28 protein-coding genes and 1 pseudogene are annotated in these 21,944 nt (G+C 66.6%); 18 read left to right on the forward strand and 11 right to left on the reverse strand.

The window, feature by feature from the left end; genetic code table 11:
- Position 1 precedes the first annotated feature (1 nt).
- Genes F1D05_RS38370 through F1D05_RS38400 form a run of 7 tightly spaced genes read left to right on the forward strand, consistent with a single transcriptional unit; the run spans position 2 to position 6,939 of the window.
- Entirely contained in the window at positions 2-1,024 is a 1,023-nt protein-coding gene (locus F1D05_RS38370) for a lysylphosphatidylglycerol synthase transmembrane domain-containing protein (RefSeq protein WP_206686003.1), read from the forward strand.
- Positions 1,021-2,163 carry a glycosyltransferase family 4 protein gene (locus F1D05_RS38375; RefSeq protein WP_185445092.1) on the forward strand — a complete coding sequence of 381 codons (1,143 nt, stop codon included), beginning with the start codon at positions 1,021-1,023 and terminating at the stop codon, positions 2,161-2,163. The genes F1D05_RS38370 and F1D05_RS38375 overlap by 4 nt, the downstream gene beginning before the upstream one ends.
- Positions 2,160-2,771 carry a DedA family protein gene (locus F1D05_RS38380; RefSeq protein WP_185445093.1) on the forward strand — a complete coding sequence of 204 codons (612 nt, stop codon included), beginning with the start codon at positions 2,160-2,162 and terminating at the stop codon, positions 2,769-2,771. Before F1D05_RS38375 ends, F1D05_RS38380 begins: the two co-directional genes overlap by 4 nt.
- Positions 2,768-4,141 (forward strand): FAD-binding oxidoreductase, encoded by a 1,374-nt coding sequence (locus F1D05_RS38385; protein ID WP_185445094.1) that lies wholly within the window; start codon positions 2,768-2,770, stop codon positions 4,139-4,141. The genes F1D05_RS38380 and F1D05_RS38385 overlap by 4 nt, the downstream gene beginning before the upstream one ends.
- A complete protein-coding gene (locus F1D05_RS38390; RefSeq protein ID WP_185445095.1) occupies positions 4,138-4,857 on the forward strand; it encodes an SDR family NAD(P)-dependent oxidoreductase in 720 nt (239 codons plus the stop codon). Before F1D05_RS38385 ends, F1D05_RS38390 begins: the two co-directional genes overlap by 4 nt.
- Before the next feature lie 46 nt (positions 4,858-4,903).
- Positions 4,904-6,037, forward strand: coding sequence for a phosphodiester glycosidase family protein (locus tag F1D05_RS38395; RefSeq protein WP_185445096.1), 1,134 nt, complete (start codon positions 4,904-4,906; stop codon positions 6,035-6,037).
- On the forward strand, positions 6,034-6,939 hold the full coding sequence (locus F1D05_RS38400; RefSeq protein ID WP_185445097.1) for a decaprenyl-phosphate phosphoribosyltransferase: 906 nt from the start codon (positions 6,034-6,036) through the stop codon (positions 6,937-6,939). Before F1D05_RS38395 ends, F1D05_RS38400 begins: the two co-directional genes overlap by 4 nt.
- 236 nt (positions 6,940-7,175) lie before the next feature.
- On the opposite strand, the gene F1D05_RS38405 is transcribed toward F1D05_RS38400, so the two are convergent.
- The 3 genes from F1D05_RS38405 to F1D05_RS38415 all read right to left on the reverse strand — a co-directional run bounded on the left by F1D05_RS38405 (position 7,176) and on the right by F1D05_RS38415 (position 8,567).
- Entirely contained in the window at positions 7,176-7,598 is a 423-nt protein-coding gene (locus F1D05_RS38405; protein ID WP_246486319.1) for a DoxX family protein, read from the reverse strand.
- A gap of 82 nt (positions 7,599-7,680) precedes the next feature.
- Positions 7,681-8,115 carry a YdeI/OmpD-associated family protein gene (locus F1D05_RS38410; RefSeq protein WP_185445098.1) on the reverse strand — a complete coding sequence of 145 codons (435 nt, stop codon included), beginning with the start codon at positions 8,113-8,115 and terminating at the stop codon, positions 7,681-7,683.
- A gap of 38 nt (positions 8,116-8,153) precedes the next feature.
- Complete coding sequence (locus F1D05_RS38415; RefSeq protein WP_185445099.1) at positions 8,154-8,567, reverse strand: VOC family protein; 414 nt, start codon at positions 8,565-8,567, stop codon at positions 8,154-8,156.
- Between the two features lie 443 nt (positions 8,568-9,010).
- Between F1D05_RS38415 and F1D05_RS42700 the strand changes: the two are divergent.
- Positions 9,011-9,112: pseudogene (locus F1D05_RS42700) on the forward strand (hypothetical protein); the annotation flags it as partial.
- Positions 9,113-9,270: 158 nt separating this feature from the next.
- Positions 9,271-9,546 (forward strand): hypothetical protein, encoded by a 276-nt coding sequence (locus tag F1D05_RS42435; RefSeq protein WP_281388884.1) that lies wholly within the window; start codon positions 9,271-9,273, stop codon positions 9,544-9,546.
- Between the two features lie 85 nt (positions 9,547-9,631).
- Here the strand turns inward: F1D05_RS42435 and F1D05_RS38425 are convergent, their stop codons facing one another.
- Positions 9,632-10,048: a CBS domain-containing protein gene (locus F1D05_RS38425; protein ID WP_185445100.1), complete on the reverse strand. Its 417-nt coding sequence runs from the start codon at positions 10,046-10,048 to the stop codon at positions 9,632-9,634.
- A gap of 38 nt (positions 10,049-10,086) precedes the next feature.
- On the reverse strand, positions 10,087-10,446 hold the full coding sequence (locus F1D05_RS38430) for a PRC-barrel domain-containing protein (protein ID WP_206686004.1): 360 nt from the start codon (positions 10,444-10,446) through the stop codon (positions 10,087-10,089).
- Positions 10,447-10,600: 154 nt separating this feature from the next.
- Here F1D05_RS38430 and F1D05_RS38435 point away from each other — a divergent pair, with 154 nt between their 5' ends.
- Positions 10,601-10,774 (forward strand): hypothetical protein, encoded by a 174-nt coding sequence (locus tag F1D05_RS38435; RefSeq protein ID WP_185445101.1) that lies wholly within the window; start codon positions 10,601-10,603, stop codon positions 10,772-10,774.
- 214 nt (positions 10,775-10,988) lie between these two features.
- Positions 10,989-11,090 carry a hypothetical protein gene (locus F1D05_RS42705; protein ID WP_343066661.1) on the forward strand — a complete coding sequence of 34 codons (102 nt, stop codon included), beginning with the start codon at positions 10,989-10,991 and terminating at the stop codon, positions 11,088-11,090.
- A gap of 1,022 nt (positions 11,091-12,112) precedes the next feature.
- Here F1D05_RS42705 and F1D05_RS38445 read toward each other — a convergent pair.
- The 3 genes from F1D05_RS38445 to F1D05_RS38460 all read right to left on the reverse strand — a co-directional run bounded on the left by F1D05_RS38445 (position 12,113) and on the right by F1D05_RS38460 (position 14,193).
- Positions 12,113-12,385, reverse strand: coding sequence for a hypothetical protein (locus F1D05_RS38445; protein ID WP_185445102.1), 273 nt, complete (start codon positions 12,383-12,385; stop codon positions 12,113-12,115).
- Positions 12,386-12,711: 326 nt separating this feature from the next.
- The gene (locus F1D05_RS38450; protein ID WP_185445103.1) at positions 12,712-13,461 is read right to left on the reverse strand and encodes a ZIP family metal transporter; all 750 of its coding nucleotides are present in this window, start codon (positions 13,459-13,461) and stop codon (positions 12,712-12,714) included.
- A 378-nt stretch (positions 13,462-13,839) separates the two neighbouring features.
- Entirely contained in the window at positions 13,840-14,193 is a 354-nt protein-coding gene (locus tag F1D05_RS38460) for a hypothetical protein (protein ID WP_185445105.1), read from the reverse strand.
- Positions 14,194-14,419: 226 nt separating this feature from the next.
- Between F1D05_RS38460 and F1D05_RS39330 the strand changes: the two genes are divergently transcribed.
- From F1D05_RS39330 to F1D05_RS38470, 3 genes are all read left to right on the forward strand, one after another.
- Complete coding sequence (locus tag F1D05_RS39330) at positions 14,420-14,698, forward strand: DUF6766 family protein (RefSeq protein WP_206686005.1); 279 nt, start codon at positions 14,420-14,422, stop codon at positions 14,696-14,698.
- Entirely contained in the window at positions 14,691-15,083 is a 393-nt protein-coding gene (locus F1D05_RS39335) for a DUF6766 family protein (protein WP_343066662.1), read from the forward strand. The genes F1D05_RS39330 and F1D05_RS39335 overlap by 8 nt, the downstream gene beginning before the upstream one ends.
- A 79-nt stretch (positions 15,084-15,162) precedes the next feature.
- Positions 15,163-16,182: an SDR family oxidoreductase gene (locus F1D05_RS38470; protein ID WP_206686007.1), complete on the forward strand. Its 1,020-nt coding sequence runs from the start codon at positions 15,163-15,165 to the stop codon at positions 16,180-16,182.
- On the opposite strand, the gene F1D05_RS38475 is transcribed toward F1D05_RS38470, so the two are convergent.
- Complete coding sequence (locus F1D05_RS38475; protein WP_185445106.1) at positions 16,179-16,616, reverse strand: SRPBCC family protein; 438 nt, start codon at positions 16,614-16,616, stop codon at positions 16,179-16,181. The two genes, F1D05_RS38470 and F1D05_RS38475, sit on opposite strands and share 4 nt — an antisense overlap.
- A 288-nt stretch (positions 16,617-16,904) precedes the next feature.
- On the reverse strand, positions 16,905-18,317 hold the full coding sequence (locus tag F1D05_RS38480; protein ID WP_185445107.1) for a PLP-dependent aminotransferase family protein: 1,413 nt from the start codon (positions 18,315-18,317) through the stop codon (positions 16,905-16,907).
- A 63-nt stretch (positions 18,318-18,380) separates the two neighbouring features.
- Here F1D05_RS38480 and F1D05_RS38485 point away from each other — a divergent pair, with 63 nt between their 5' ends.
- Positions 18,381-18,716 (forward strand): cupin domain-containing protein, encoded by a 336-nt coding sequence (locus tag F1D05_RS38485; RefSeq protein ID WP_185445108.1) that lies wholly within the window; start codon positions 18,381-18,383, stop codon positions 18,714-18,716.
- Positions 18,717-19,676: 960 nt separating this feature from the next.
- Here the strand turns inward: F1D05_RS38485 and F1D05_RS38490 are convergent.
- Positions 19,677-20,165: a hypothetical protein gene (locus F1D05_RS38490; protein ID WP_185445109.1), complete on the reverse strand. Its 489-nt coding sequence runs from the start codon at positions 20,163-20,165 to the stop codon at positions 19,677-19,679.
- A 183-nt stretch (positions 20,166-20,348) separates the two neighbouring features.
- On the opposite strand from F1D05_RS38490, the gene F1D05_RS38495 reads away from it, so the two are divergent.
- Genes F1D05_RS38495 through F1D05_RS38505 form a run of 3 tightly spaced genes read left to right on the forward strand, consistent with a single transcriptional unit; the run spans position 20,349 to position 21,861 of the window.
- On the forward strand, positions 20,349-20,792 hold the full coding sequence (locus F1D05_RS38495) for an Hsp20/alpha crystallin family protein (protein ID WP_185445110.1): 444 nt from the start codon (positions 20,349-20,351) through the stop codon (positions 20,790-20,792).
- Between the two features lie 30 nt (positions 20,793-20,822).
- Positions 20,823-21,443 carry a hypothetical protein gene (locus F1D05_RS38500; RefSeq protein ID WP_206686008.1) on the forward strand — a complete coding sequence of 207 codons (621 nt, stop codon included), beginning with the start codon at positions 20,823-20,825 and terminating at the stop codon, positions 21,441-21,443.
- A gap of 31 nt (positions 21,444-21,474) precedes the next feature.
- Complete coding sequence (locus F1D05_RS38505; RefSeq protein WP_185445111.1) at positions 21,475-21,861, forward strand: hypothetical protein; 387 nt, start codon at positions 21,475-21,477, stop codon at positions 21,859-21,861.
- The last annotated feature ends 83 nt before the right edge of the window (positions 21,862-21,944 follow it).

Raw genomic sequence — 21,944 nt, forward strand, 5'->3', positions numbered from 1 at the left:
GATGCCGACAGCTGGCAAGACCCGGCGAGTGATCATCTCAGTGCTGAGCTGTATCGCTACAGCAGCCTTATTGGTGCTACTGCCGCGTGCTGTCGGCACGAGCTGGATGACGGTCGGCGCAATTCTCGGGCGGATCCCACTGACCGGTATGGCGGCCCTGACTGTCGTCTGGATCGCGGGGTTGTGGGCGCACTCATGGGTGCTGGCGGCATCCCTGCCAGGGCTGACGAAACGTCGCGGAATGACGTTGAGCCTCACGGGCAGCGCGGTGGCCAACGTTTTGCCGCTGGGCGGTGCGGTAGGCACAGGGCTGAACTACGCGATGACGCGCCGATGGGGCTTCAGTCCGGGTGCCTTCGGAGGATTCCTGGCGATCACAACCTTGATCAATGTGGTCGCCAAGCTGGGGGTGGTCGCAGTAGCCCTGGCTCTGACGCCGTTGCTTCACACCGCAACAGCATTACCTGTGGGCCGGACGGCCTTGCTCCTGGTGCCAGTTGTCGCCGCGCTGGCGGCGGTCGGTTGGTACCTGGCCAGTCAGTCGGCGGCGGTCAGGGCTGGGCGGGCCCTGGACCGGATCATCCGAATCGTCCACGGGAAGGCGACTTCGAGCAATTCGTTGCCGCAGTTGCGGACCTCGATGCTGGGACTGCTCCGGCGCGGCTGGCGTCCGATGACGCTGGGAATGGTTGCCTACCTCACCCTTCAGCTGGCTCTGCTCTGGTTGTGCTTCGCCCTGCTGGGCACCTCGATAGGCCTTCCGGTGCTCATCACCGGGTTGGCGGTCGAGCGGCTGCTGACCCTGATCCCGGTCACGCCGGGTGGAGCCGGCGTAGTTGAGGTCGGTACCGCCGCGGCGCTGGTCGCGCTGGGCGGCGACCCGGCGGCAGTCACCGCGGGCATGGTGCTGTTCCGAGGGTTCACCTACCTGCTCGAGATCCCCGTCGGAGGAGTGACTCTGGCGCTCTGGCTGGTGCACGACCGCCGTCGGAGCCGGACCGCTGCGGGAGCGGTGACGGTATGAGGATCGCGCTCGTCTCAGACGTCTACCTGCCAAGTCTGGGGGGCATCGAGATGCACCTCCATGATCTCGCCCTCGAGCTCATCCGGGCCGGCCACGTCGTCACCGTGTTCACCGTCTCGGAAAGCCCGTCCCAGGTGAGTGATGTGCCGGTGGTGCGCCTCCCCGCAATTTCCGGAATTCCGACCGACAACAGCTTGCTGCTCCGGCATCTGCTGGAGGGCGACTTCGACCTCGTGCACGCTCACTCGTCGTTGTTCTCGCCGCTGGCCTGGGCGGCGACCCGCAGTGCGAGCCAGTACGGCGTACCGGTGGTGATCACCATGCATTCGCTGCCGGCCGAGGGAGGAGTGATCATCCCGTGGATGTTGGCCCAGCTGGATCGTGGCTTCGGTCCAGAAGTGCGATGGACGGCGGTCAGCGAGGTAGTCGCCGCCTCATTGCGCAGAGCGTTGCCGGGACGACCGGTCGAGGTACTGCACAACGGGATAGATCCGCAGCCGTGGCAGCGGCCGCATCGCCCGGATCACGTTCTGACGGTGGTGAGCACGATGCGGCTGACCCGCCGCAAACGGCCGGCGGCCCTGCTACGCATCCTTGCGGATATCCGGAGTCGGCTGCCGGCGGAGTTGCGGCTGCGAGCGGTTGTGGTCGGATCGGGACCACAAGGCGCGTCAATGGCCCGCGCCGTACGGCGCAGCGCCATGGACTGGGTGGAGTTGCCGGGCCGGCTGACGCGCTACGAGATTCAGCAGCTGTACTCGGCGGCTGACGTCTATCTCGCGCCCGCTGAGCTGGAATCGTTCGGAGTCGCCGCTCTGGAGGCTCGTTGTGCCGGCCTCGGCGTGGTGGCGATGGCATCGGGTGGCGTCGGTGAGTTCGTGCGTCCGGGAATCGAGGGATTCCTGGTGGACACCGACGCCGAGATGGCGGCGGTCACCGTCGGCCTGCTGACGAGCCCGGATCTGCTGAAAAGTATTCAGGCGCACAACAGGTTCACTGAGCCGGCGATGACGTGGCAGTTGGTGATCGGGCAGCACCTGGGGGTCTATGACCAGGTTCTCACTCAGTCTGCGCTCAGCGACGACTCCCTAGCGTCGGCGTTGATAGATGTTCCGACGATCATGGAGCTGGACCGATGAATCTGCTCGACCCGCACAGTCTGCTGTCCCAGCTGGGGCCATGGGCGGTGCTGCTGGCGATGTTCGCCGAGACCGGTCTACTGATCGGATTCTTCCTGCCGGGAGACTCGCTGCTGTTCACGGCCGGCCTGCTGACCGCAACCGGGATTCACCTCTCGCTGCCGCTCACGATGGTCTTCGCAGCGGTGGGCGCGGTCAGTGGTGCTCAGGTCGGTTATCTACTCGGTCGCCGGTTCGGTCCATCGTTTGCCCGATCGCCTGACCGTCCTCGGTTGGCCCTGGCCGCCGAGCGCGCCCGCGAACACCTTGAGTCGTACGGCGTGGGGCGGGCCGTGGTGCTAGCTCGCTTCATCCCGGGCGTCCGCACCGTGATGAATCCGTTGGCCGGTGCGCTGCGCATCGACGCCCGGGTGTTCACCCAATGGCAGGTACTCGGCGGCGTCGTCTGGACGGTCGGGCTGGTGCTGGCCGGCCACCTGCTGGGAGCCCAGATCCCTGGTGTCGACAAGTACCTCCTTCCCATCATCGCGGTCATCGTCATCGTCTCCTTGGTTCCGGTGGGACTGGAGGCCCTTCGGCAGCGCCGTGCCTCCCGGCCGACGGCATGATCCCGGACGAGTCGCTGGTCTCTCTGTCCGGCTGGGGCCGCACGACCCATCAGCTCGGTCTCGTTCGACGGCCGGTCGGCGACGAGGATCTGATCCGCGTCGTGCGTTCGGCCCCGCAGTTGACGATTCGTGGCGCCGGCTGCAGCTATGGGGACGCCGCACTGCCGTGGAGGGGGGTGGTCCTGGACATGACGGCCCACCGTCAGATCGTCTCGTTCGACCAGAGCAGCGGTGTGATCGTAGTGGAGGCCGGAGCCGTTCTCGGCGACCTCGTCGAGCAGACACTGCCTCTTGGCTGGATTCTCCCGGTGCTGCCTGGCACCCAGCGCATCACCGTGGGAGGAGCGATCGCCAGTGACGTCCACGGCAAGAATCATCCGGGCGCAGGGTCGTTCGGCCAGCATGTGGTGTGGCTGTCGCTGCTTCGCTCGGACGGCACGGTCGAGCAGTTCTCGGCCGGCCAGGATGCTGATGGGTTCTGGGCCACGATCGGTGGCATGGGCCTGACCGGAGTGATCGTCTCTGCCGCGATCCAGCTGCAGCGGGTAGAGACCGGATGGGCGGTCCGCCGTCGTCGCCGGACCAGCAGCCTGGACGAGACGATCGACGCTCTTCGTTCGCTGGCGGTCCAGCAGGAATTGGATCCCGAGTTGCATGTGGTGGCCTGGCTGGATGCGCACGCGCCAGGACGCCGGCTCGGCCGGGGGGTGGTGGACCAGTTTCGGCCTGCCCGCACAGTGGATCTGCCACCCGGCGCGCCGCTTGTCCCGGAACGGCGAGGGAGGCGGGTCGATCGGTCGATGCGATCGCTACCGGGACCAGGAGTGATCCGCGGCGCGACGATCGCCGCGGCGTCGGTCGCCCGATGGCATCTGTCTCCCGCCCGGGATGCTCAGTTGCTGCCGTTGACGGCTGCCCTGTGTCCGCTCGACCGTGCCGGGTGCTGGCCTGCTGCCTTTGGGCGCAATGGGCTGATCCAGTACCAGTTCGCCGTACCGGCGGAGTCTGTTGCAGTGCTTTTGCAGGTGCTCGCATTTCTGGTCGGCCGCCGGATGACGCCCGCGCTGACCACGCTGAAGAATTTCGGATTCGGGACCGCCGGACCGCTGTCCTTCCCGCTGCCGGGGTGGACCTTGGCCGTGGATCTGCCGGCCCGCTGGCTTGCCGACGGGGGCACCCTCCGCCCGATCGACCAGATCGTCGCCGACGCCGGCGGCCGGATCTATCTGGCCAAGGACGCAGTGACAGAGGCCAAGCTGATTCCCAGGATGTACCCCCTGCTGCCGAGTTGGCAGCGCACCCAGAAGCGGCTGGATCCGGAAGGCCGGCTGACCTCCGCGTTGGCCCACCGACTGGAGTTGCTGGCATGACTGCCGGTACGGCGTTGCTGGTGGGCGGGTCGTCCGAGATCGGGATGGCCGTGCTGAGCGAGTTGCTCGGGCCGCCGCCGCGCCGCGTCGTACTGGCCGGCCGGCCGAGTGATGAGTTGTGGCTCAATGCTGACCGCCTGCGCGAGATCGGGTACTACGTCACGACAGCCGAGTACGACGCCTCGCTGAACGCGGAGGAGATCGACGGGCTGCTGGCCCATTTGTCAGCGGATCACCAGGTCGATCTGGCCATCGTTGCGGTCGGATCGATGTCGGCGGAGAACTTCGGCGATGGGGTGATCGTCAACGGGTTGGCGGTGTCCCTGCTGATGCGCGCGCTTGTGCAGCACCTTGGGATGGCCGGCGCGGCACAGCTGATTCTGCTCTCGTCTGCCGCTGCGGCACGGCCGAGGGTGTCGATAGCGGCGTACTCGCTGGGGAAGCAGTTGGCAGACTCGACTGCCCTGTTGCTGGCTCCGCAGGCCGCCGCGCTCGGCGTACGGATCCTGGTGGTTCGGCCTGGGTTTGTCGTCACCCGGATGACGAACGGACTGCGGACGCCGCCGTTGGCAACCACGCCTGAGCGGGTGGCTCGACGGGTGGGGCACGCCGTCGCCGGTCGTCGAACGGTGGTGTGGGCGCCGTGGTCGATGGGGTTGCTGCTGTGGATCGTACGGCGCTTGCCTGCGCGGCTGCTGCCGGCCGGCTTGCGTTGAAGCCGCTCTCCGGATCCTCTCAGCGGTCAGTAGTTCTACTGGAGACATGAAGGAGACACTTCCCGTCCCCGCAAAGAAGGTCCGCCGCCGGCGACGGCGCCGCTGGGTCACGCTGGTTGTCTGCCTCCTCCTCGTCGTGCCGGTGATCTCGTATGTGCGGGCCCTGCTCTATCCCGGGAATGCAAGCTTCGCGGTCCGGTCGGTCGAATGGGTCCGCGACCATGGCGGCGGCAACGTGATCGACGCGATCGAGACGTGGCGGTACTCCCGCCACGCGCCGCCCACCAGTGGCGCGCCACAGGACGTCTCGATCCCGGCCGGGCCCGCTCCGGTGGCCGCAAAGGCGACCGGTCTGCCGGTGATCAAGCTGCTGCCAGGGGTGAAGGCGCTCCCCCACGAGGGGGTCTGGACCTCTGCGCGACGCGACGCGAAGGGCAAGACTTTGCTGTGGACGTCTTGGGTCCGCCCGGATCCCGCGCACCTTCCGGTGACGGCGTCGGCCGCACTCATCCCGCAGACCTCGAGCCGGTTGCGGCTGATGCCGGGCACCCGGGAACCCGTGCCGGGGATGCGGTCCAAGGACGGGTACTCCGTGCCGAGTGACGCGAAGTCTGGACTGATTGCCACTTTCAACGGTGGATTCAAGCTGGCTGATTCACACGGGGGCTGGTGGACCACGGACTCGGCACCGGTTCCGCTGGTCGACGGCCGTGCCTCGGTTGTTGTCAATAGCAACGGAACGGCCCGGATCGGCGAATGGAACAAGACCGTCAAGATGTCACCCGACGTCGTCGCGGTCCGGCAGAACCTCGACCTGGTGATCGTCGACGGCAAGATTGTCGACGGGCTGACCAGCAACGCCCAGGGCCGCTGGGGGAGTGTGCGCAGCCAGTTCCAGTACACCTGGCGGTCCGGCCTCGGAACCGATGCCCGAGGCGACCTCATCTACGTTGCCGGTCAGGGGCTGACCCTGGCGACCCTGGCGGTTGCGATGCAACAGTCAGGGATCCAGCAAGGGATGGAGCTGGACATCCACGCGGCCATGGTCAGCTTGGACATCGAGCAGCCGAGTGGGAACGGCGCGGTCACGAGCCGGCGCCTGATCAGTTCGATGGCCTCGCCCGCTGATCGCTACCTCGTCGACGACCAACGCGACTTCTTCTACGTCGTGACGCGATGACCGATCTCCGGGAGTCGCAGGCCGTCGTACTGCGAAAGCCCGTGGGCCGGTCGTTGTTCAGACTCAGCAGGCCGCAGCAGTGGCACAAGGCGATGATGCTCCTCGCGGCACCGGCCGCGGCAGGGGTAATCGACCAGGCGGTTCCGGTGCTGCGCGCGTGCGTGGCAGCCGTCGCCTTCATCATGCTGTCGATCGCGATCTATGCGGTCAACGATGTCCGCGACGCACCCGATGATCGGCGTCATCCGGGTAAACAGCACCGGCCGGTGGCGGCGTACGCGTTGTCCCCCGCGGTGGCGCTCGCCTGGGGATTCGCCACGGCGGTCGCCGGGCTCGCCATCGCCGCCGTCCTCGGCGTACCGACCTTCCTGCTCGGCCTCGGGTATCTCGCGGCTCAACTCGCGTATGTCTATGGCCTCAAGCACATCGCGGTTGTGGACGTGGTCCTTGTGGCGTTGGGCTTCGTACTGCGGGCCGCCGCCGGCGGTACAGCGGCCGGCGTACCGGTCTCGAACTGGTTCCTGCTCGTCTCGTTGTTCGGGGCACTGTTCCTGGTCGCGGGTAAACGTAGGGCGGAGCAGGCTTCTACCGTGTCTGATGCCCGCAGCCGCCCTGTCCTGGCTGCTTACCCTGCCGCCTGGCTGGACCAGCTCGTCACAGTGGCATTGCTGGGAACGTCGTTGTCGTACGGCCTGTGGGCGTTCCAATACCTCGGTGATGACGTGATCCGGCAACTCCTCGCGGTGTCGTTCCTGCCCTTCCTCACCGGTCTGCTCCGCTACGGCCTGCTGGTCTCGACCGGCCGGGGCGAACTGCCGGAGTACGAGATCTTCCGTGACCGCGTCCTCCTGGTTGCCGGCGCAACTTGGGCGGCCCTGCTGGCGATGGGGCTGTATGCGTAGGCGAAGGCAGCCACTCCACCTAGAGTCGCGCCGACACCGATTGAGAGCTAGCTCCAACCGCCACTTATGCGGCTTCCGAGATGCGCTGTGTTGGCGTGCCGGGGGAGGGGCAGCTGACGGGATCTCGGGATCCTGCGCGGCCTTGATCGCGGTGCGAGTTGTTTCACCGTCGGGCCATTTAGTAAATGACCCGGCCCCCTGCCGCAAAAAGGAGGACCGGGCCAGGTCGGCGGTTGTTATTTCGCTGGATGTGGTGTCGCTGCCGGCAGGGCGGGGGCCCGCAGGAGGTCTCGCCAGTCGGCGGGCCAGTTGGCCAGTGCGAGGATGCCCATGATGGCGAGGTGGGTCGGCGCGGCCCAGCTTTCCAGTACCGGGTCGTGGTTGACGATGTGGGTGGTGGCCGCGCCGGTGAGCACGAACATCAGCGTGGTGGCACCCAGGAAGCGTGTTCGCCGGTCAGGGATCACGAGCAAGATGGCGGCTACACCTTCCAGGGCGCCGACCACGAAGCGCATCCAGGACGGGTAACCCCACTCGGCGAACTTCACGGAGTACGCCGAGCTGAATATCGTGTCGCCCGGCCAGTACTTGGTCACGGCGCCCAGCATGAACTCAAAGGCCAGAAACCAGTACAGACCGGCCATGAGGCGTTTCGACATATTTGTTCCTTCGGCGAGAGTTGGGCAAAGCGGTGCCTCCGCACGGCGATCGCATCGCCGTGCGGAGTCTTGCTTTCGGGAGTCAGTCCCGCAGGTTGGAGATGGCCTTGTCGATACGCCGCAGGCGCGTCTCGGGCTTCTTCGCGTTCTCGATGGCGCGCACGTGTTCACGCTTGCGGCTGTCGGTGAGGGTGTCGAAGGCGGCGCGGGCGGCCGGGTCGTCGTCGAGGGCTCGGGCGAAGTCCGCGGGTTCGACGACGGCGCGCGGCTCGGTGTCGAGTTCCAGTTCCACCTCGACCTCGTCGCCGATCGCGACACCGGCGGCCTGCCGGTTGGCGTTGCTGAGGCCGAGCAGGTGACGGCCGCGCATGATGGCGACGCGGCTCCTCCAGGAATGCCCGTTGACAGTGATCGTCACCGGCGGCCGCGCGCCCCCGCCGAGCGCCTCGACCACCTCGGACGGAACTTCCAGACCCCGCATGGGCTCAGGCGGCTCGACGTAGGCCCGAAACTTCATGATCTTCTCCTGTTCGTCCTGCCGGGGTCGGATCGCGGCTATTCCGCGTAGGGCTGGTCGTCGCCCTGCGCGCTGTAACCGACACTCCAGATGTAGCCGTCCGGATCGGCGAAGGTACCGCCGTACCCGCCCCACGGCAGAGCACCGGCGGGCTTGAGAATCGTGGCGCCGGCCTTCTCCGCCTCCGCCATCACCTCATCGACCCGGACCTCACTACGGACGACATAGGTCAGAACCAGCCCGCTGAAACCGCTACCGTCCGCGCTCGTGCCCACCTGGCCGGCCAGGCCTTCGCGGCCGTAGAAGCCGACGGGCGAGGCGCCGTCCGCTTCGAAGAATACCGAGATGCGGTAGTCGCTCTGGATCTTCCAGCCGAGCCCCTCGACGTAGAACTGCTTGGCCCGGTCCATGTCCCTGACACCAAGAAGAATCGAGCTGACGTGTGCCTTCATGTCCTACTCCTCAAATATGGATGATCATGTGATGCATGGGTGGTTATGTGCCCGGCCGAGCATCCCGGCAGATACGGACGCCACCCCGGCGCGTGTGTTGCCTTAACGGTAGAAGCGGCAACCCGACCGGCGCTTCTTGAATCCTGACCGATGCCGCCCCGATTTGGCCGGTTCCGCAGGACCGGCGGCCTCGGTGACACCGTTGCCGCGTGGCCGCGGCCTGGAGGTGGCTCGTCAGTCAACGCCATGCTTTTCACCCGTGGGCATCACCGCAGCTACCAGCGCTGCCAAGCGTCGGCGCTCGACGAATGGCGCTGTGCCGAGGTCCTACCCGGTCCAGCCGCCGACAGTCGGTGTCGCGCCGGTGATCGGGGGCGCTGAACGCGATCGAGTCCGGCGACGTCGCCGAGGAGCACTTCAGCACGGTCGGCGACGACTGGGACATCGAGGAGCGCACGGCCGCGCAACTCGATCGGCTTGGCCCGGGTGAGCTCGCGCTCGATCGGAAGCTGAGCACGCTCAGCGGTGGCCAGGTCATCTCCTTGGGATTGGCGGCGCAGCTGCTCATGCGCCCTGAGGTGCTGCTGCTCGACGAGCCGACCAACAATCTCGATCTAGTTGCCCGACGCAACCTGTACGACGCACGGCGGATTGGAACGGCTGCCTTCTGCTGGTCAGCCATGATCGCGCCCTGCTCGACCGGATGGACCGGATCGCTGATCTCGATCGCGGTGAATTGCGCTCGTACGGCGGGAACTTCACCGCGTACGAGGAGGCTGTGCAGGCGGCCCGGGAGGTCGCCGAGAAGAACGTCCGGAACGCCGAGCAGGAGGTCAAGCGCGAGAAACGCGAACTTCAGCAGGCCCGCGAGCGCGCCGCGCGGCGGGCGAGCAACGCGATGGGCTACGCAGGCCCGCCGAAGATCTTCGCAAAGGCTCAACCCCTCGGGGCTCGCGGCCACCGCGAAAGCGACCGCTGACAACACAGCGGTGCTGACATTGACCTCGAAGCTCTCGATCGTGGCCGGCGACGACTCGCAACTCTGCCTCGTGCAGCAAGGGCGCTCAGGGTTGGGAGATGTCTTCGACGACGTCGCCGGTAGCGCGCTCGGGCATCGCACGGGCGATGTCGGCCTGGGCCAGCATGCCGACCAGGTCGTGACCGTCGATCACCGGTAGCCGCCGGACCTGATGCTCGGCCATAGTGCGCAACGCTTCCTCGATGCTGTCGTCGGCACCAATGGTGAAGGGTTTGCCCTGCCCGAACTGGCCGGCCAATGCGGTGGCCGGGTCACCACCCTTGGCCACGCAATGGACGACGATGTCGCGGTCCGTGAGCATCCCCTTCAAGCGATTGTCCTCGCCGCAGATCGGCAGCGCGCCGACATCCAGCTCGGCCATCTTGCGGGCGGCGTCGACCAGAGTCTCGTTCTCGCCGACACATTCCGCGCCCGGCGTCATCAGTTCCCGTGCGGTAGTCATGGCTGTTCCTTACCTTTCTTCTCGGCCGGGTGAAGGGTTCAGATGCGGTAGGTATCGCCGTAATAGCCGCCCAGCTGACCGCGATAATCGGCCTCGTCGCCGGTGTCAGGCTCGTACTCGGGTGCGTCCTTGATCTGGTCCTTCGTGCGATCGACAGAGACGACCCGGTCGTCGTGATCGATCCGCTGCACCACCCCGGCGGGCAGCATTACCTTGCGCCCGAAGATCCACGGGCCGGTGTCCACCACCAACGTCGCCGCGCCGGTGTCATAGGTGGCCTGGTCAACTTTCCCGATGTCGCCGTCGACGGCGGCGATCTTGTAGCCCACCAGGTCGTTGCCCTCGGTGTAGCCGGTGTCAGGGCGGTAGCTCCACGGGTCGAACATGTCCATACTCATCGTCGATCCCTCCTCCAGGATCCGGGACACGCGGCCGATCCGCTCGGCCGGCCGCACACCTCCCGGTACCCGCGCTCACCGAGCCGAACCGCACCAAAAGATCGCCCAGCGACCAGCAAGGCGGGTCCAGAATCGAGGCGGTGCCGCCGGCCCGATGAACCACTGGTTCTACCTGCTGGCCGAAGGCACCAGCCCGATGAACGGCCAGCCGAAGAGCCCGACCTGCAACAACACCGCGCTGACCGGCGTCGGCCACCAGCAGGCCGGCAAGAACCTTGATCCCACCTGCGCCCTGTACGGCAAGGTCAAGGCAGCCTGGCAGCGGTGAGCCTGGACGCTCAGGCCAGTGAAGTCGCCTGTGCGGTGAAGGGTAACGACTACACGCTGTCAGTCTCACCCACGACCGGCTCGGTCAAGCCCGGTGAATCGGTCGTCGCCACGGTCAACACCACGATCCCGAACGGCGCAGCGCAGACCGTGAAGCTAGCGGCGACCGGGCTACCGGCCTGCCGCCGGGCCTCACGATCAGCACGACCGGAATCATCACCGGCACACCGACCACCGCAGGCACCTACAAGGTAGTAGCCACCGCCACGGACACCGGCGGAGCGACCGGTAGCACCACCTTCACCTACCCCGTCTGAGCACAGTGGTGGCCCGGATCAGTCCTTGGCTCTAGGGGTCGTCGCAACAGGTAGTTGGTGTTCGTACCTTATGCAGGCGCTCGGCGGGGGTTTCCCAGTCGAGCGCCTTGCGGGTCGCAGCCGGTCTCGGCCTGGAGGTCAAGCACCCTGCGCGCGGTAGTGGCGTCTGCCCGCCGGTACTTCGAGTCATGGCCGGCGTTGACGATCCCGGCCACGTCGATCAGAGCCACTGCGGCGAGCAGCGCCAATCCGAGTACAACTAGTGTCCTGCTTCTGAAGTTCGCTGGATAAGTCTGACACCATGCCGGGGCGCGGGGGACGAGGCCTTCCCCCGGCCCCCCGCTCCCCGGAAGGTGTCTGAGGCCGCACCGATGGCAGCCAACCCCGACGCCCCAGTGCGGGCGTCTTTGTGCACCGGCTGAGTATTCCGCCCGCGGAAAACGCTCAGCGGATGCACAGAGGCCGGCAACCGACGCGGGCGTTCCGCGCCCTTGTGCACGCCCTGAGCACGCGATCGGCCCGGAACACTCAGCCGATGCACAAAGACGCCCACACCGCAGGCAACAGCGAGCATCCCAGACACACACAGCCTCGGAGCCAGCCGACCCGCCCAATCACGCTCCGCGCACTTGACCAACCCCACCAGACCCCGGTGCCCCGACGGCGAACGAACTCCCACCCGATCCCGGCAGGCGAAGGACTACTGCCACGCAGCCGAAGCCACTACCGCCAACGCGGCACAGGACAAAACACCCGAGACCAACTTATCCAGCGAACTTCAGAAACAGGACACTAGAACCTTGCAGCAGGTCACGCAGCGCCAGAATGACGGACCCTGCAGCGGATCTGCCCAACGCTACGTGTCGTACTCGAGGCCGTCCCAGGGTTCGTAGTACGCGATGAAGTCGCCTGGCTCGATGTTGATCGAGTACAGGCCCTCGAACTCGCTGCCCACCCAGCCAAAGGTCACACCGCCGACCTCAACGGCAAACGGCTGGACCTCGATCGGCTCCAGGACGTACTTACCGAGCTCGGCCAGCCGGGAGGCGACGACGTCGTCCGCACCGGGCCGGCGCCGCCTGGCCCGGGGGCACCCCCTCGGAGCGGCGAACCTCGTCGACTCTCACTTCGTCGAACGTCCCATCGGCCTTCCACAAGAACAGGCCGACATACCCTGATCCGAGGTCGAACAGTTCGTCGCTGAGGAAGAACTTGCGGCCGTCCTCGGCGGTGCCGGCGTACGGCACGTGATAGTCGTCAGGAACGATCGTGAAACGCTCGGGTGCTTGGTTCATGGGAGCTTCTCCTGCAGGGATCTGCGGTCGTTGATGCACACCGGCCCAGGACGGTGAAGGGCGAAAGCGCGACTGCACGCACCACGCGAGGGCGCCGAACCAAGCGAAGCGCTGTTCGGCTTGCCGCGTGCCGCACGCAGATCGACTGACTCACGGCGCACAACGTAGCCTGTCCTCCCCGACAGCCGGTTGACCACCGTGGCGAGGACGCTGGCGAGTTGCGCCAAGAGTTACCGGTGCCGGCGGGCAGGATCGCGATGGCGATTCCGGAGCCGGGCCAGGCCGCATACGACACGTACGGCGCCAGCACCACCGGCGACGGCCCCTCAGAGGCGTTCGACTGCGAAGGACACTATGAATCCGATGGTGGCGATCAGGCCGGTGTAGAGGTGGGTCCGCTCGAACGCTTCGGGGATCATGGTGTCGGCGACCATCGCCAAGATCGCGCCCGCCGCGACTGCGGTGATGATGGCAACAGCCACCGGTGAGGCTCCTTGGAGAAAGACGACGCCGAGCAGGCCGGCGGCTCCGCTGGCCAGGGCGATGCCTCCCCAGACACCGAACACGTACTGCGCGCTGCGACCGCTGCGCTTCATCCCGGCGACGCTCGAAAGTCCTTCGGGGAGGTTGGAGATGAAGATCGCCACCAGGACCGCCACCCCGATGCCGTGCCCGCCCAGTAGCGACAAGCCGAGTACCACCGATTCTGGTATTCCGTCGAGCAGGGCTCCGATGGCGATGGCTGCTCCGCTGCCTTGTTGCTGGGCCTCTGAAGGCTGCTGACCTTCCGACCTTTTCCGGTGACGCGCTCCGCGACGAGCAAGAATGACGTTGGCTACTACGTAGGCGGCCGCGCCGCCGAGGAATCCGATGATTGTCGGAAGCAGGCCGCCTTTCGTTTCAGCCTCATCGACCAGGTCGAACGCCAACGCCGAGATGAGAACGCCGGCACCGAACGCCATGACACTGGCCACCACCCGCCGGGGCACCTGGGCGAACCAGGCGACAGCCGCACCGACGACCAAAGCGGCTCCTGCCAGCAGCCCCCACAGTCCAGCCTGCAGCCAAACCGCCATCTAGACGACTCCTTCGATCGATCAGGTTTGACGTCGGCCCCGCTCGGACCGAACGGCAGCGGGCCGGCCGCGCAGCCACTCAGCTCGCGGCAGACCCGAGACACAACCTGCGGTGGTTGAGGCCGGGCCACCGCTCCGGTGTCATCCACCCGTATACGGCCGGTGCCCACAGCGACGTCTTTCATGCATAAGGCGCTCGCTGCGGGTGCAGTTTGACGTTGCCTGCCTGGGAGGTACGGAGCAGGAACGCGAACGCCCCGCTCTGATCGAGCCGGTAGCGCTCCAGCATGATGCCCGTGGCGGAAGGTCACAGCCGGCTCTACCTCCGAGGGAATTGTTTTGCGGCGAGGGTGGGAGCAGAGTCGTTGCCATGATCAACTACCCGCTGCACACCGTCGACACGGCACCTGACTGGGCCAAGGAGTCTCGTCCACGTTTGGCATGGCGACGCAGGTATGCCGCGAGGGCTGGGCCGTCATCGTGGTCGACGAGTTCTCGTAGTACCCGTGAAACTTGGCCGGTGGCGTTCGCGGGCAGGTAGGTCGCGCACAGCCAGTCGAGCCAGGGCCGTTCGACTTCGGCGCGGAAGGCCAGGATGTCGAGATCCCATTGCGCAGCTTTGTCGACGTCGTCGAATCCTCGGTAGTGCAGTTCGTAGCAGCACCACAGTGCCAACTGCAGGTCCTCATCGGCCCACGGCCGGTCATAGGCACCGACGACAGGTGGCGGCACGAGGCGGCCGTTGAGGTGAGCGTCGAGTCAATGAGTCAGTGGCCCGCGTGCTGGGGGCCGTTGCATGGTGTGGTCTCCTTCACGACTCCGCGCCGGTACCCGCGGATTGATGCCTCAAGCCCATGTTCCGTGTGATTGACCGCGGTACCGGCACGCTGTGAGTGACCGGGTGTGCATGACCAGCGGGTACTGGCGGTGAAAAGGAGATCGACTGGAGGACTACGCGATGCGATGGCTTCGATTGAGAGCGCTGCTGCTGGCCAACCTGGCGTTGTTCGCTCTGTTCATGGTCGGTGTGTTGCTGACGGGGCACGCTCATGAGAACGAGGACCTGACCGATCACGATCAGCCGACGCAAATGTTGGCGCAGTACGCGGGTTCATCGTCGTTCGGAGAGACCGTCTTCGAGAACTGGGAGTCGGAGTTCTTGCAGATGGGCATGTACGTGCTGCTGACCATCTTCCTCGTTTCAGAAGGGCTCGGCCGAGTCTCGTCCACTGGATGAACCGGCACCGCAGGATGAAGACCCCCGCGGTCATCGTGACGATCCTGACGCGCCTTGGCCGGTGCGGCATGGTTCGGAGCTTGTCCTGCGGCTCTACGAGAACTCGCTGGCTGTTGCCTTTGGCCTCTGTTTCGCGCTCTCCATCTGGTTGCATGCCGTCACCGGCGCCGGCGCGTACAGCGAGGACCAGCAGGTGCACGGGGGCGAGGCGGTCACGACGTGGCAGTACGTCCGCACATCGCAGTTCTGGTTCGAGTCGTTCCAGAACTGGCAGTGCGAGTTCCTCGCCGTCGCGGCGATCATCGGCGGCTCGATCTACCTGCGTCAACGGTCGTCGTCCCAGTCGAAGCCCGTCCACGCCCCGAACGCAAAAACCGGCGACTGACGACCGGTGGCGAACGGCATGAACCGTCTTCTCGGGGGAACCGGAACCATTCAAGCGGACGGTGAAGGAGCCAACGGCTGTGAGGGCGAACGAGCGAACCAAGACCGTGGTGGTAACCGGTGCGAGTGGCGGGATCGGCCGGGCGAGTGCACTCGCGTTCGCGGCGCGAGGAGCAAAGGTGGCGCTGCTCGCGCGCGGAGAGGCGGGTCTGACCGGCGCAGCTGAGGAGATCGAGGCCGCAGGCGGTACTGCACTGCCGATCTCGCTGGATGTGGCCGACTACGAGCAGGTGGAGAGCGCGGCCGGCCGGGTCGAAGCTGAACTCGGTCCGATCGACGTCTGGGTCAATGTCGCGTTCACGTCGGTCTTCGCGCCGTTCCTGGAGATCGAGCTGGCCGAGTTCAAGCGGGCGACAGAGGTCAGCTATCTCGGCTATGTCTACGGCACCCGTGCGGCGCTGGACCGGATGAAGCCACGCGACCAAGGCGCAATCGTCCAGGTCGGCTCAGCCCTGGCGTATCGTGGGATCCCGTTGCAGTCGGCGTACTGCGGCGCCAAGCATGCCATTCAGGGCTTTCATGACTCGTTGCGCTGCGAGCTGCTGCACGACAAGTCGAATGTGCACGTCACGATGGTCCAGATGCCGGCGGTGAACACACCTCAGTTCTCCTGGGTCCTGTCCAGACTGCCAAGGCATCCGCAGCCCGTGCCCCCGATCTATCAGCCTGAAGTGGCAGCAGCCGCGGTCCTGTACGCGGCCGATCATCCGCGGCGGCGTGAGTACTGGGTGGGCGGGCCGACGGTGGGGACGTTGATCGCGAACAAGTTCGCGCCGGGCATCCTCGACCATTACCTGGCCCGGACCGGATACCAGTCACAACAGACCGACCAGCCGCGGAAACCAGGTCAGCCGACCAATCTGTGGGAACCTGCCGACGGAAGTGGTGAGGACGATTACGGAAGCCACGGCGCCTTCGATGCCAAGTCGTCCAACCGCAGCTATCAGCTCTGGGCTTCCCAGCACCGCGGACAGCTCGCTCTGCTGACTACTGGCGTCGCTGCCGCGGCGGCATCGGTGTGGAGGAAGACTCGTCGCTAGGCGTTGCGACCTTCGGCGAGGAGGGCCAGTCGTTCGAGGGTTTCCGCGTTGCGGAGGTGCAGGATCGGGTCGGCTACGGCGTCCGGGATCAGGGTGGCCGGTCCCTTGGCGGCACGTTCGCGCATGACGAGGTGGCAGCGGCCGCCCTGGTCGGTCGCCTCGAACTCGACTATTCCTTCGCCGGTCGGCCAGGCACGGACCCTGAGCCGGAGATAGCGCAGTGGGTCGTGCTGCTCGATGGTGGTGCTGTCGTTGATGAGCAGCGGCCAGGCTCCGACGGAGTGATGGATGCTGTGCCCGGGCTGTGGCCAGCCGGGCTCGACATCGCGGATCCGGGACGCGCCCACGACCCAGGACGCGTAGCTCCAGCCGTCGGTGAGTACGGCGAAGACGTCCTCGACAGAGGCGTTGATCAGGCACTCGTTCTCGCTCATGCCCAAGATGTACCCAGCACCAATCGTTGCGGGCCCCTCAGTGGCGAAGCGGGCCAACCAAATTGCGGACTCCTTGCCCGTCTGCTACCCCGCGTAGCCAACGTCGGCGCCGCTGTACAGCCAGGCCGGGACCAGTCGCGCTCGAGTTCGCCCGCGCGGTCGAGCAGTTGCCTGGCGAGCACGGTATGCCGGCCGCGGTGTGGCTGGGCGTACATGGGCCATCTCAACGCCGGTCGTCGCAGCTGAGCCGGGGTGAGCTCACCGGAGCGGCTCAGGCTGGCCTGGGGGTCAGATCGCTAGCGTCGGCGGGTGGCCGGCCCGTTGCTGAGGTGGTCGATATGCCTTCCAGGCCGAGGCCAGCCGGTGTACGCCGTCCACCAGGTCGGTGATGTCGGCCTGGAAGTGCACTCTCAGACGGTCGCGGCTACCGCCGGAAGCGTCCAACCCGTCACCTGGAAGCACGGCCACGCCCTCCCGGAGCGCCACCTGCGCGAACGAGGCGCCGTCGCCGTACGGCAGACGTATCCACAACGTCTGACCGCCCGACACCGAGGGCACGATCCAGTCGGGCAAGTGCTCGGCTAGCGCGGACACCAGCAGATCGTGGTTCGTCTTCAGTTGAACCGCCCGCCGTTGGCGCAGCTCGTCGAGTTCCGCCACGAGCACGGTCGCAGCCAGTTGGGCCGGCACGTTTCCGCCCAGATCGTGGACCGCGCGGAAGCGGGCCAGTCGGGAGATGAGCGGTTCATCCGCTCGTACCCAGCCGATCCGCAACCCGCCCCAGAGGACCTTACTCAGCGAGCCGATAGAGACGACGCTGTCCGGTCCGGCCGGCGGCGGCTCTGTCTCCGGGAAGGCCAGGTCCGTCAGGATTTCGTCCTCGATCAGCGGCACGCCGGCTCGCGCGGCGACCGCGGCCAGATGCTGCCGCTGGAGTGAGCTGAGCACCGCACCAGTTGGGTTGTGGAAGGTAGGGACCACGTATGCGAGGGCCGGCCTGTATCGACGCACTGCAGCCTCAAAGCCGGCCATTCCGACGGGAAGGGTGTGCAGCTTCGCCGCCTGCTCGTGGAAGACCTCCAGCGCGCCCGGGTAGGTCGGCGCCTCAACCAGGACCGGATCGCCCGGAGCAACGAACGCCCGCGCCAACAAGCTGAGGGCCTGTTGGCCACCGCTGGTCACCAGGATCTGCTCCGGCCGAGTAGGCGTTCCACGCTGGCTGTAGCGAACGGCCAGTGCCTGTCGAAGTTCGAATAACCCGGTCGGGTGATAGCCGATGCCGGTAGCCGCGGCCAGCCGCGGCAGCATTGCGGAGTACGCATTCACCAGCTCGGGCGGCGGCACGACTGGAGCAGCGCAGGCCAGCATGAGCGTCCCATCCCGCGGCTCCAGCAGATGAAGAAACATCGGCGCGCCTGTAGCCGCCGGCGGGTTCGCGGCGCGCACTCCGGCAACGCGGGTGCCGCTGCCTTGTCGCCTGACGATCCGGCCTTGCGCGGCCAGCTGGTCGTAGGCAGCTACCACCGTGCTACGCCCGACCGACAAGGCAGCTGCCAGTGCGCGGTCGGGCAGCAACAGCTCACCCGGAGCGAGATCGCCCTCATCGATGAGCTGCCGAAGCCGCTCCGCAAGCAGGGCATAGAGCGGTCCACGTCCGGACGCCCAGCGTCCGAGCCGCCCGACCAGCTCGATTGGTTCCATTGGCAAACCAATATCATCGGATTGGCCCTGTGGCTACTGCCCACGACCGAGCAGGCTCTAGTCATGACTGAATCCCTGTCGATCACCAAGACCATCGCCTCACTGCCCGGCCCTTGGCAGCAACGTCAACTCGCGGCCGTGAACGAGTCGGTGGTGCGGGTCGCCCGACTTCATGGCGAATTTCCCTGGCACCACCACGACGAGGAAGAGCTGTTCCTCTGCTGGGACGGTACCTTCCGAATCGAGCTAGAGGATGAGGAGGCCGTTCAGCTCGGGCCGGGCGACCTGTACGTCGTGCGGGCGGGTGTCCGGCACCGACCGGTCGCTGACGAGCCCGCGCACGTTCTTCTCTTCGAACACCCCGAGACAGCGCAGTACGGCGTTCAGCAGTCGTCATGACCACGCCCTCGAGTGATTACCCGAACGGATTGGGCACGCGCTCGGTTGGCGTTTGACTCTCAGACGTTGTCGGTAGCCGCCAGTTCGCGGAGGCGGTGAGCGCTCGTGGCATCGGCGGAGAGGGAGGTTTCGATTGCGAGGCTTGCCGCGGAGCAGCACCGGAGCCCCTGCGGGCCGACGATGGTCACGTGCGCCGTTCCTCTACGCACGTGACCTGACCAACCCCATTCCCGCGCGGGTCTTTGGCCGCCTGGAGCACTCTGTTCTTGGCCGGCCAGCTCGCTGCTTCGCATAACCCCATCCTCAACCCTGGACCCAACTACAGAGTCCCAAAGCCGAGACGTCAGCTGCGACGACGCACCTAGTGCCCCGTGTCGGAAGTTCGCTGGATAAGTCCGGCCTTCGCCCCACCTTGCTGGCCGGTCGCGGCTGGTCCCCAGCTGAACCGACTCGACCCGCCTACGGGCCGCCACTTACCGGCCCGACTCGCCGACGCCTTGCCACTTACCGGCCCGACTCGCCGACGCCTTGCCACTTACCGGCCCGACTCGCCGACGCCTTGCCACTTACCGTCTCGACACGCGGGTTTGCCGCGACGAAACCGGCGAGTCGAGCCGGTAAGTGGTGGCCCCACCGGCGAGTCGAGCCGGTAAGTGGCGGTAGGGGTGGTGGCCTTACCGGCGAGTCGGGCCGGTAGATGGTGATGGTGGTGGTGGCGCTGCCGGCGAGTCGAGCCGGGTAGTCGGCGCGGACCCGCAAGTCGAAACCGGAAGTTGCGCGGTCCACCGGCCCCCCGGCCCCGGCAGCCCGGTACCCCGGCAGCCCGGTACCCCGGTACCCCGGTACCCCGGTACCCCGGTACCCCGGCAGCCCGGTACCCCGGCACCCGGTACCCCGGCACCCGGCACCCGGCATAACCCCTCAACCGAGACTTACGCAGTGAACTTCAGAAGCAGGACACTAGCGTGGACACGTAGCGTCCAAAACGGGTGCCGTCGCTGAACTGGGACGCGACCGCAGGTGCCCCGTGGGCAGTGCACCGGGCGAGACTGTGGCCATGGGCAACTTATCGCCCGACTTGACCGGGCCGGTCGCGCTGGAGCTCGCCTGGGAGGTCTGCAGGATGCCGAGCGCACAGTCGCAGTCGCGAGTGACCCGGCCGGCGGCGTCGAAGGCGACCTGGCGCGGTGTGCTGTCGTCGAAGGTGAGGACGACTGGTGTCTCGCCGGCCGGTACTGAGCTCAGCTCCCGGCGGACGAGGTCGATGGCGCGAATCGGGTGGTAGTTCTCGCGGTACAGGCGTTCGAGTTCGTCGCGGAAGAAGGCTGGGTCGTGTCGCAGGTCCCGGCCGAGGAGTTGACGAGCCGGTGGTGCATGAGGACCGGGATCAGGCCGAGTTCGCTGGCGTGGATCTTGGCGGGTGGCGGCGGCGCCGACTTCGGCGTACAAGCGGGCGCACCTCCCTGTACCCCGTTGGATGCACTCTGTAATCAGAGAATCGCACAGAGTGGCAGAGGTTTTCCTTGTTGGATGTCGTCGGTTGGATGACGGAGAGGGCTTGTCATCCATTGGATGACATGTTAGAAAAGTTCTGCGTGTTGACACCTAAGTCGAGAATCTGGAGGTGGAACGATGTTGATGCGCACGGATCCGTTCCGCGAGTTCGATCGGCTGGCTCAGCAGTTCACCGGCGCGACATCGCCCGGTACGTGGTCGAAGCCGAACCCGATGCCGATGGACGCCTACCGCGCCGGCGACGAGTACGTGGTGGTCTTTGACCTGCCCGGCGTGCCGCAGGACGCCATCGAACTCGACGTCGAACGCAATGTGCTGACCGTGAGGGCGGAGCGGCGTCCCTCCGGGCTGTCGGACGGCGCGGAGATGCAGGTCGCGGAACGCCCGCTCGGTGTGTTCTCACGGCAGTTGTTCCTCGGCGAAACCCTGGACACAGAGCGGATCGCCGCGGCGTACGAGAATGGTGTCCTGACGGTGAAGATTCCCGTTGCCGCCCAGGCGAAGCCGCGCAAGATCACCATCGCAGGCTCGGATTCCGGGTCGCGGCAGATCAACGCCTGAGTCAAGGCGTCCACGACAGGGAGTTGCTCGATGCACCGAGCTGAGCGAACGGCTGGATTCGGCGAGGCGGCCGACGCGGTCGCCTTCGTGTCCGGCGTACTGGGCGAGGCCGGTGGCAACGGTGATGTGGGCGAGTTGCTGGCAGCACTGGTCCACATCCGCGCCCTCCGAGAGCAGCTTGCCGAGTGGGAGCCGAGGCTGATCGATCAGGCTCGTGGGGCCGGTGCCAGTTGGGCGCGACTGGCACCGGCGCTCGGCGTCGCGAGCAGGCAGGCGGCCGAGCGGAAGTACCTGCGAATCAATCAGCAGACGACCGATCCCGCGATGACCGGGGAGCAACGGATCCAGGCCACGCGAGACCGGCGTGCGAGCGACCGGGCTGTTGCTTCGTGGGCCAGGGACAACGCTGCGGACCTTCGCCGGCTCGCGGGCCAGGTGACCGCCCTGGATGGGCTGGACAGGACGACGCAGAAGAGTGTGGATCGGGTCCACGACGCCCTCGGCGACAACGACTCGGTGGCACTGCTCGGGCCACTGGCCGATGCCGGTCCCAGACTCGCCCGTGACCATCCAGGTCTCGCGAACCGGATCTCCGAACTCGGCGAGCGAACCGACGAAGTACGCCAGCACAAGAACCACTCGCCCGGGTGAAATCCCGGCAGTCCCAGGAGGAGGGACTCAGATGAATCTCTTGTTCGAACTCCGGCCGGTGGACCACCTGGAAGCCAGCGTGGACTATTACCGCAGCCTCGGACTCGACCCGCTGGCCTGGCCGGACGACGACACAGCGCTGCTGGGACCCAGCGGCGGTCGTCCGACGATCCTTCTGGTCCGCGACCCGGCCGAGAGCGCGCTCGGCGTCGGCGGGGTGTACGACGTGGGCGAGGTCAGGGCCTTCTTCGCCGACCATCCCGAGCTGGACTGGTTGATGTCCCCGATCGAAACCCCGCTGGGCTGCTACGCGGTGTTCGCCGACCGCACCGGCACCTGCATCCGGTTACTCGACCCGGCGCTGCCTCAAGAAATGCGCGAAGACCGATGGCAAGGCCTGTACGCCGTCGCAGGCTGAACCCCTCCTCCCGTGCGGGCGGGCGCCACGGCATGCGGGAAAGGCGGGTGGGTACAGGTCTGGTCTCTGCGGGAGGAGCTTTC

Source organism: Kribbella qitaiheensis, from assembly GCF_014217565.1.
Classification (GTDB): domain Bacteria; phylum Actinomycetota; class Actinomycetes; order Propionibacteriales; family Kribbellaceae; genus Kribbella; species Kribbella qitaiheensis_A.

Bases quoted from the DNA above. Each gene is read 5' to 3' on its own strand.
- F1D05_RS38370 (WP_206686003.1), top strand. From the start codon at position 2: ATGCCGACAGCTGGCAAGACCCGGCGAGTGATCATCTCAGTGCTGAGC.
- F1D05_RS38375 (WP_185445092.1), top strand. From the start codon at position 1,021: ATGAGGATCGCGCTCGTCTCAGACGTCTACCTGCCAAGTCTGGGGGGC.
- F1D05_RS38380 (WP_185445093.1), top strand. From the start codon at position 2,160: ATGAATCTGCTCGACCCGCACAGTCTGCTGTCCCAGCTGGGGCCATGG.
- F1D05_RS38385 (WP_185445094.1), top strand. From the start codon at position 2,768: ATGATCCCGGACGAGTCGCTGGTCTCTCTGTCCGGCTGGGGCCGCACG.
- F1D05_RS38390 (WP_185445095.1), top strand. From the start codon at position 4,138: ATGACTGCCGGTACGGCGTTGCTGGTGGGCGGGTCGTCCGAGATCGGG.
- F1D05_RS38395 (WP_185445096.1), top strand. From the start codon at position 4,904: ATGAAGGAGACACTTCCCGTCCCCGCAAAGAAGGTCCGCCGCCGGCGA.
- F1D05_RS38400 (WP_185445097.1), top strand. From the start codon at position 6,034: ATGACCGATCTCCGGGAGTCGCAGGCCGTCGTACTGCGAAAGCCCGTG.
- F1D05_RS38405 (WP_246486319.1), bottom strand. From the start codon at position 7,598: ATGTCGAAACGCCTCATGGCCGGTCTGTACTGGTTTCTGGCCTTTGAG.
- F1D05_RS38410 (WP_185445098.1), bottom strand. From the start codon at position 8,115: ATGAAGTTTCGGGCCTACGTCGAGCCGCCTGAGCCCATGCGGGGTCTG.
- F1D05_RS38415 (WP_185445099.1), bottom strand. From the start codon at position 8,567: ATGAAGGCACACGTCAGCTCGATTCTTCTTGGTGTCAGGGACATGGAC.
- F1D05_RS42435 (WP_281388884.1), top strand. From the start codon at position 9,271: ATGGACCGGATCGCTGATCTCGATCGCGGTGAATTGCGCTCGTACGGC.
- F1D05_RS38425 (WP_185445100.1), bottom strand. From the start codon at position 10,048: ATGACTACCGCACGGGAACTGATGACGCCGGGCGCGGAATGTGTCGGC.
- F1D05_RS38430 (WP_206686004.1), bottom strand. From the start codon at position 10,446: ATGAGTATGGACATGTTCGACCCGTGGAGCTACCGCCCTGACACCGGC.
- F1D05_RS38435 (WP_185445101.1), top strand. From the start codon at position 10,601: ATGAACCACTGGTTCTACCTGCTGGCCGAAGGCACCAGCCCGATGAAC.
- F1D05_RS38445 (WP_185445102.1), bottom strand. From the start codon at position 12,385: ATGAACCAAGCACCCGAGCGTTTCACGATCGTTCCTGACGACTATCAC.
- F1D05_RS38450 (WP_185445103.1), bottom strand. From the start codon at position 13,461: ATGGCGGTTTGGCTGCAGGCTGGACTGTGGGGGCTGCTGGCAGGAGCC.
- F1D05_RS39330 (WP_206686005.1), top strand. From the start codon at position 14,420: ATGCGATGGCTTCGATTGAGAGCGCTGCTGCTGGCCAACCTGGCGTTG.
- F1D05_RS38475 (WP_185445106.1), bottom strand. From the start codon at position 16,616: ATGAGCGAGAACGAGTGCCTGATCAACGCCTCTGTCGAGGACGTCTTC.
- F1D05_RS38480 (WP_185445107.1), bottom strand. From the start codon at position 18,317: ATGGAACCAATCGAGCTGGTCGGGCGGCTCGGACGCTGGGCGTCCGGA.
- F1D05_RS38485 (WP_185445108.1), top strand. From the start codon at position 18,381: ATGACTGAATCCCTGTCGATCACCAAGACCATCGCCTCACTGCCCGGC.
- F1D05_RS38495 (WP_185445110.1), top strand. From the start codon at position 20,349: ATGTTGATGCGCACGGATCCGTTCCGCGAGTTCGATCGGCTGGCTCAG.
- F1D05_RS38500 (WP_206686008.1), top strand. From the start codon at position 20,823: ATGCACCGAGCTGAGCGAACGGCTGGATTCGGCGAGGCGGCCGACGCG.
- F1D05_RS38505 (WP_185445111.1), top strand. From the start codon at position 21,475: ATGAATCTCTTGTTCGAACTCCGGCCGGTGGACCACCTGGAAGCCAGC.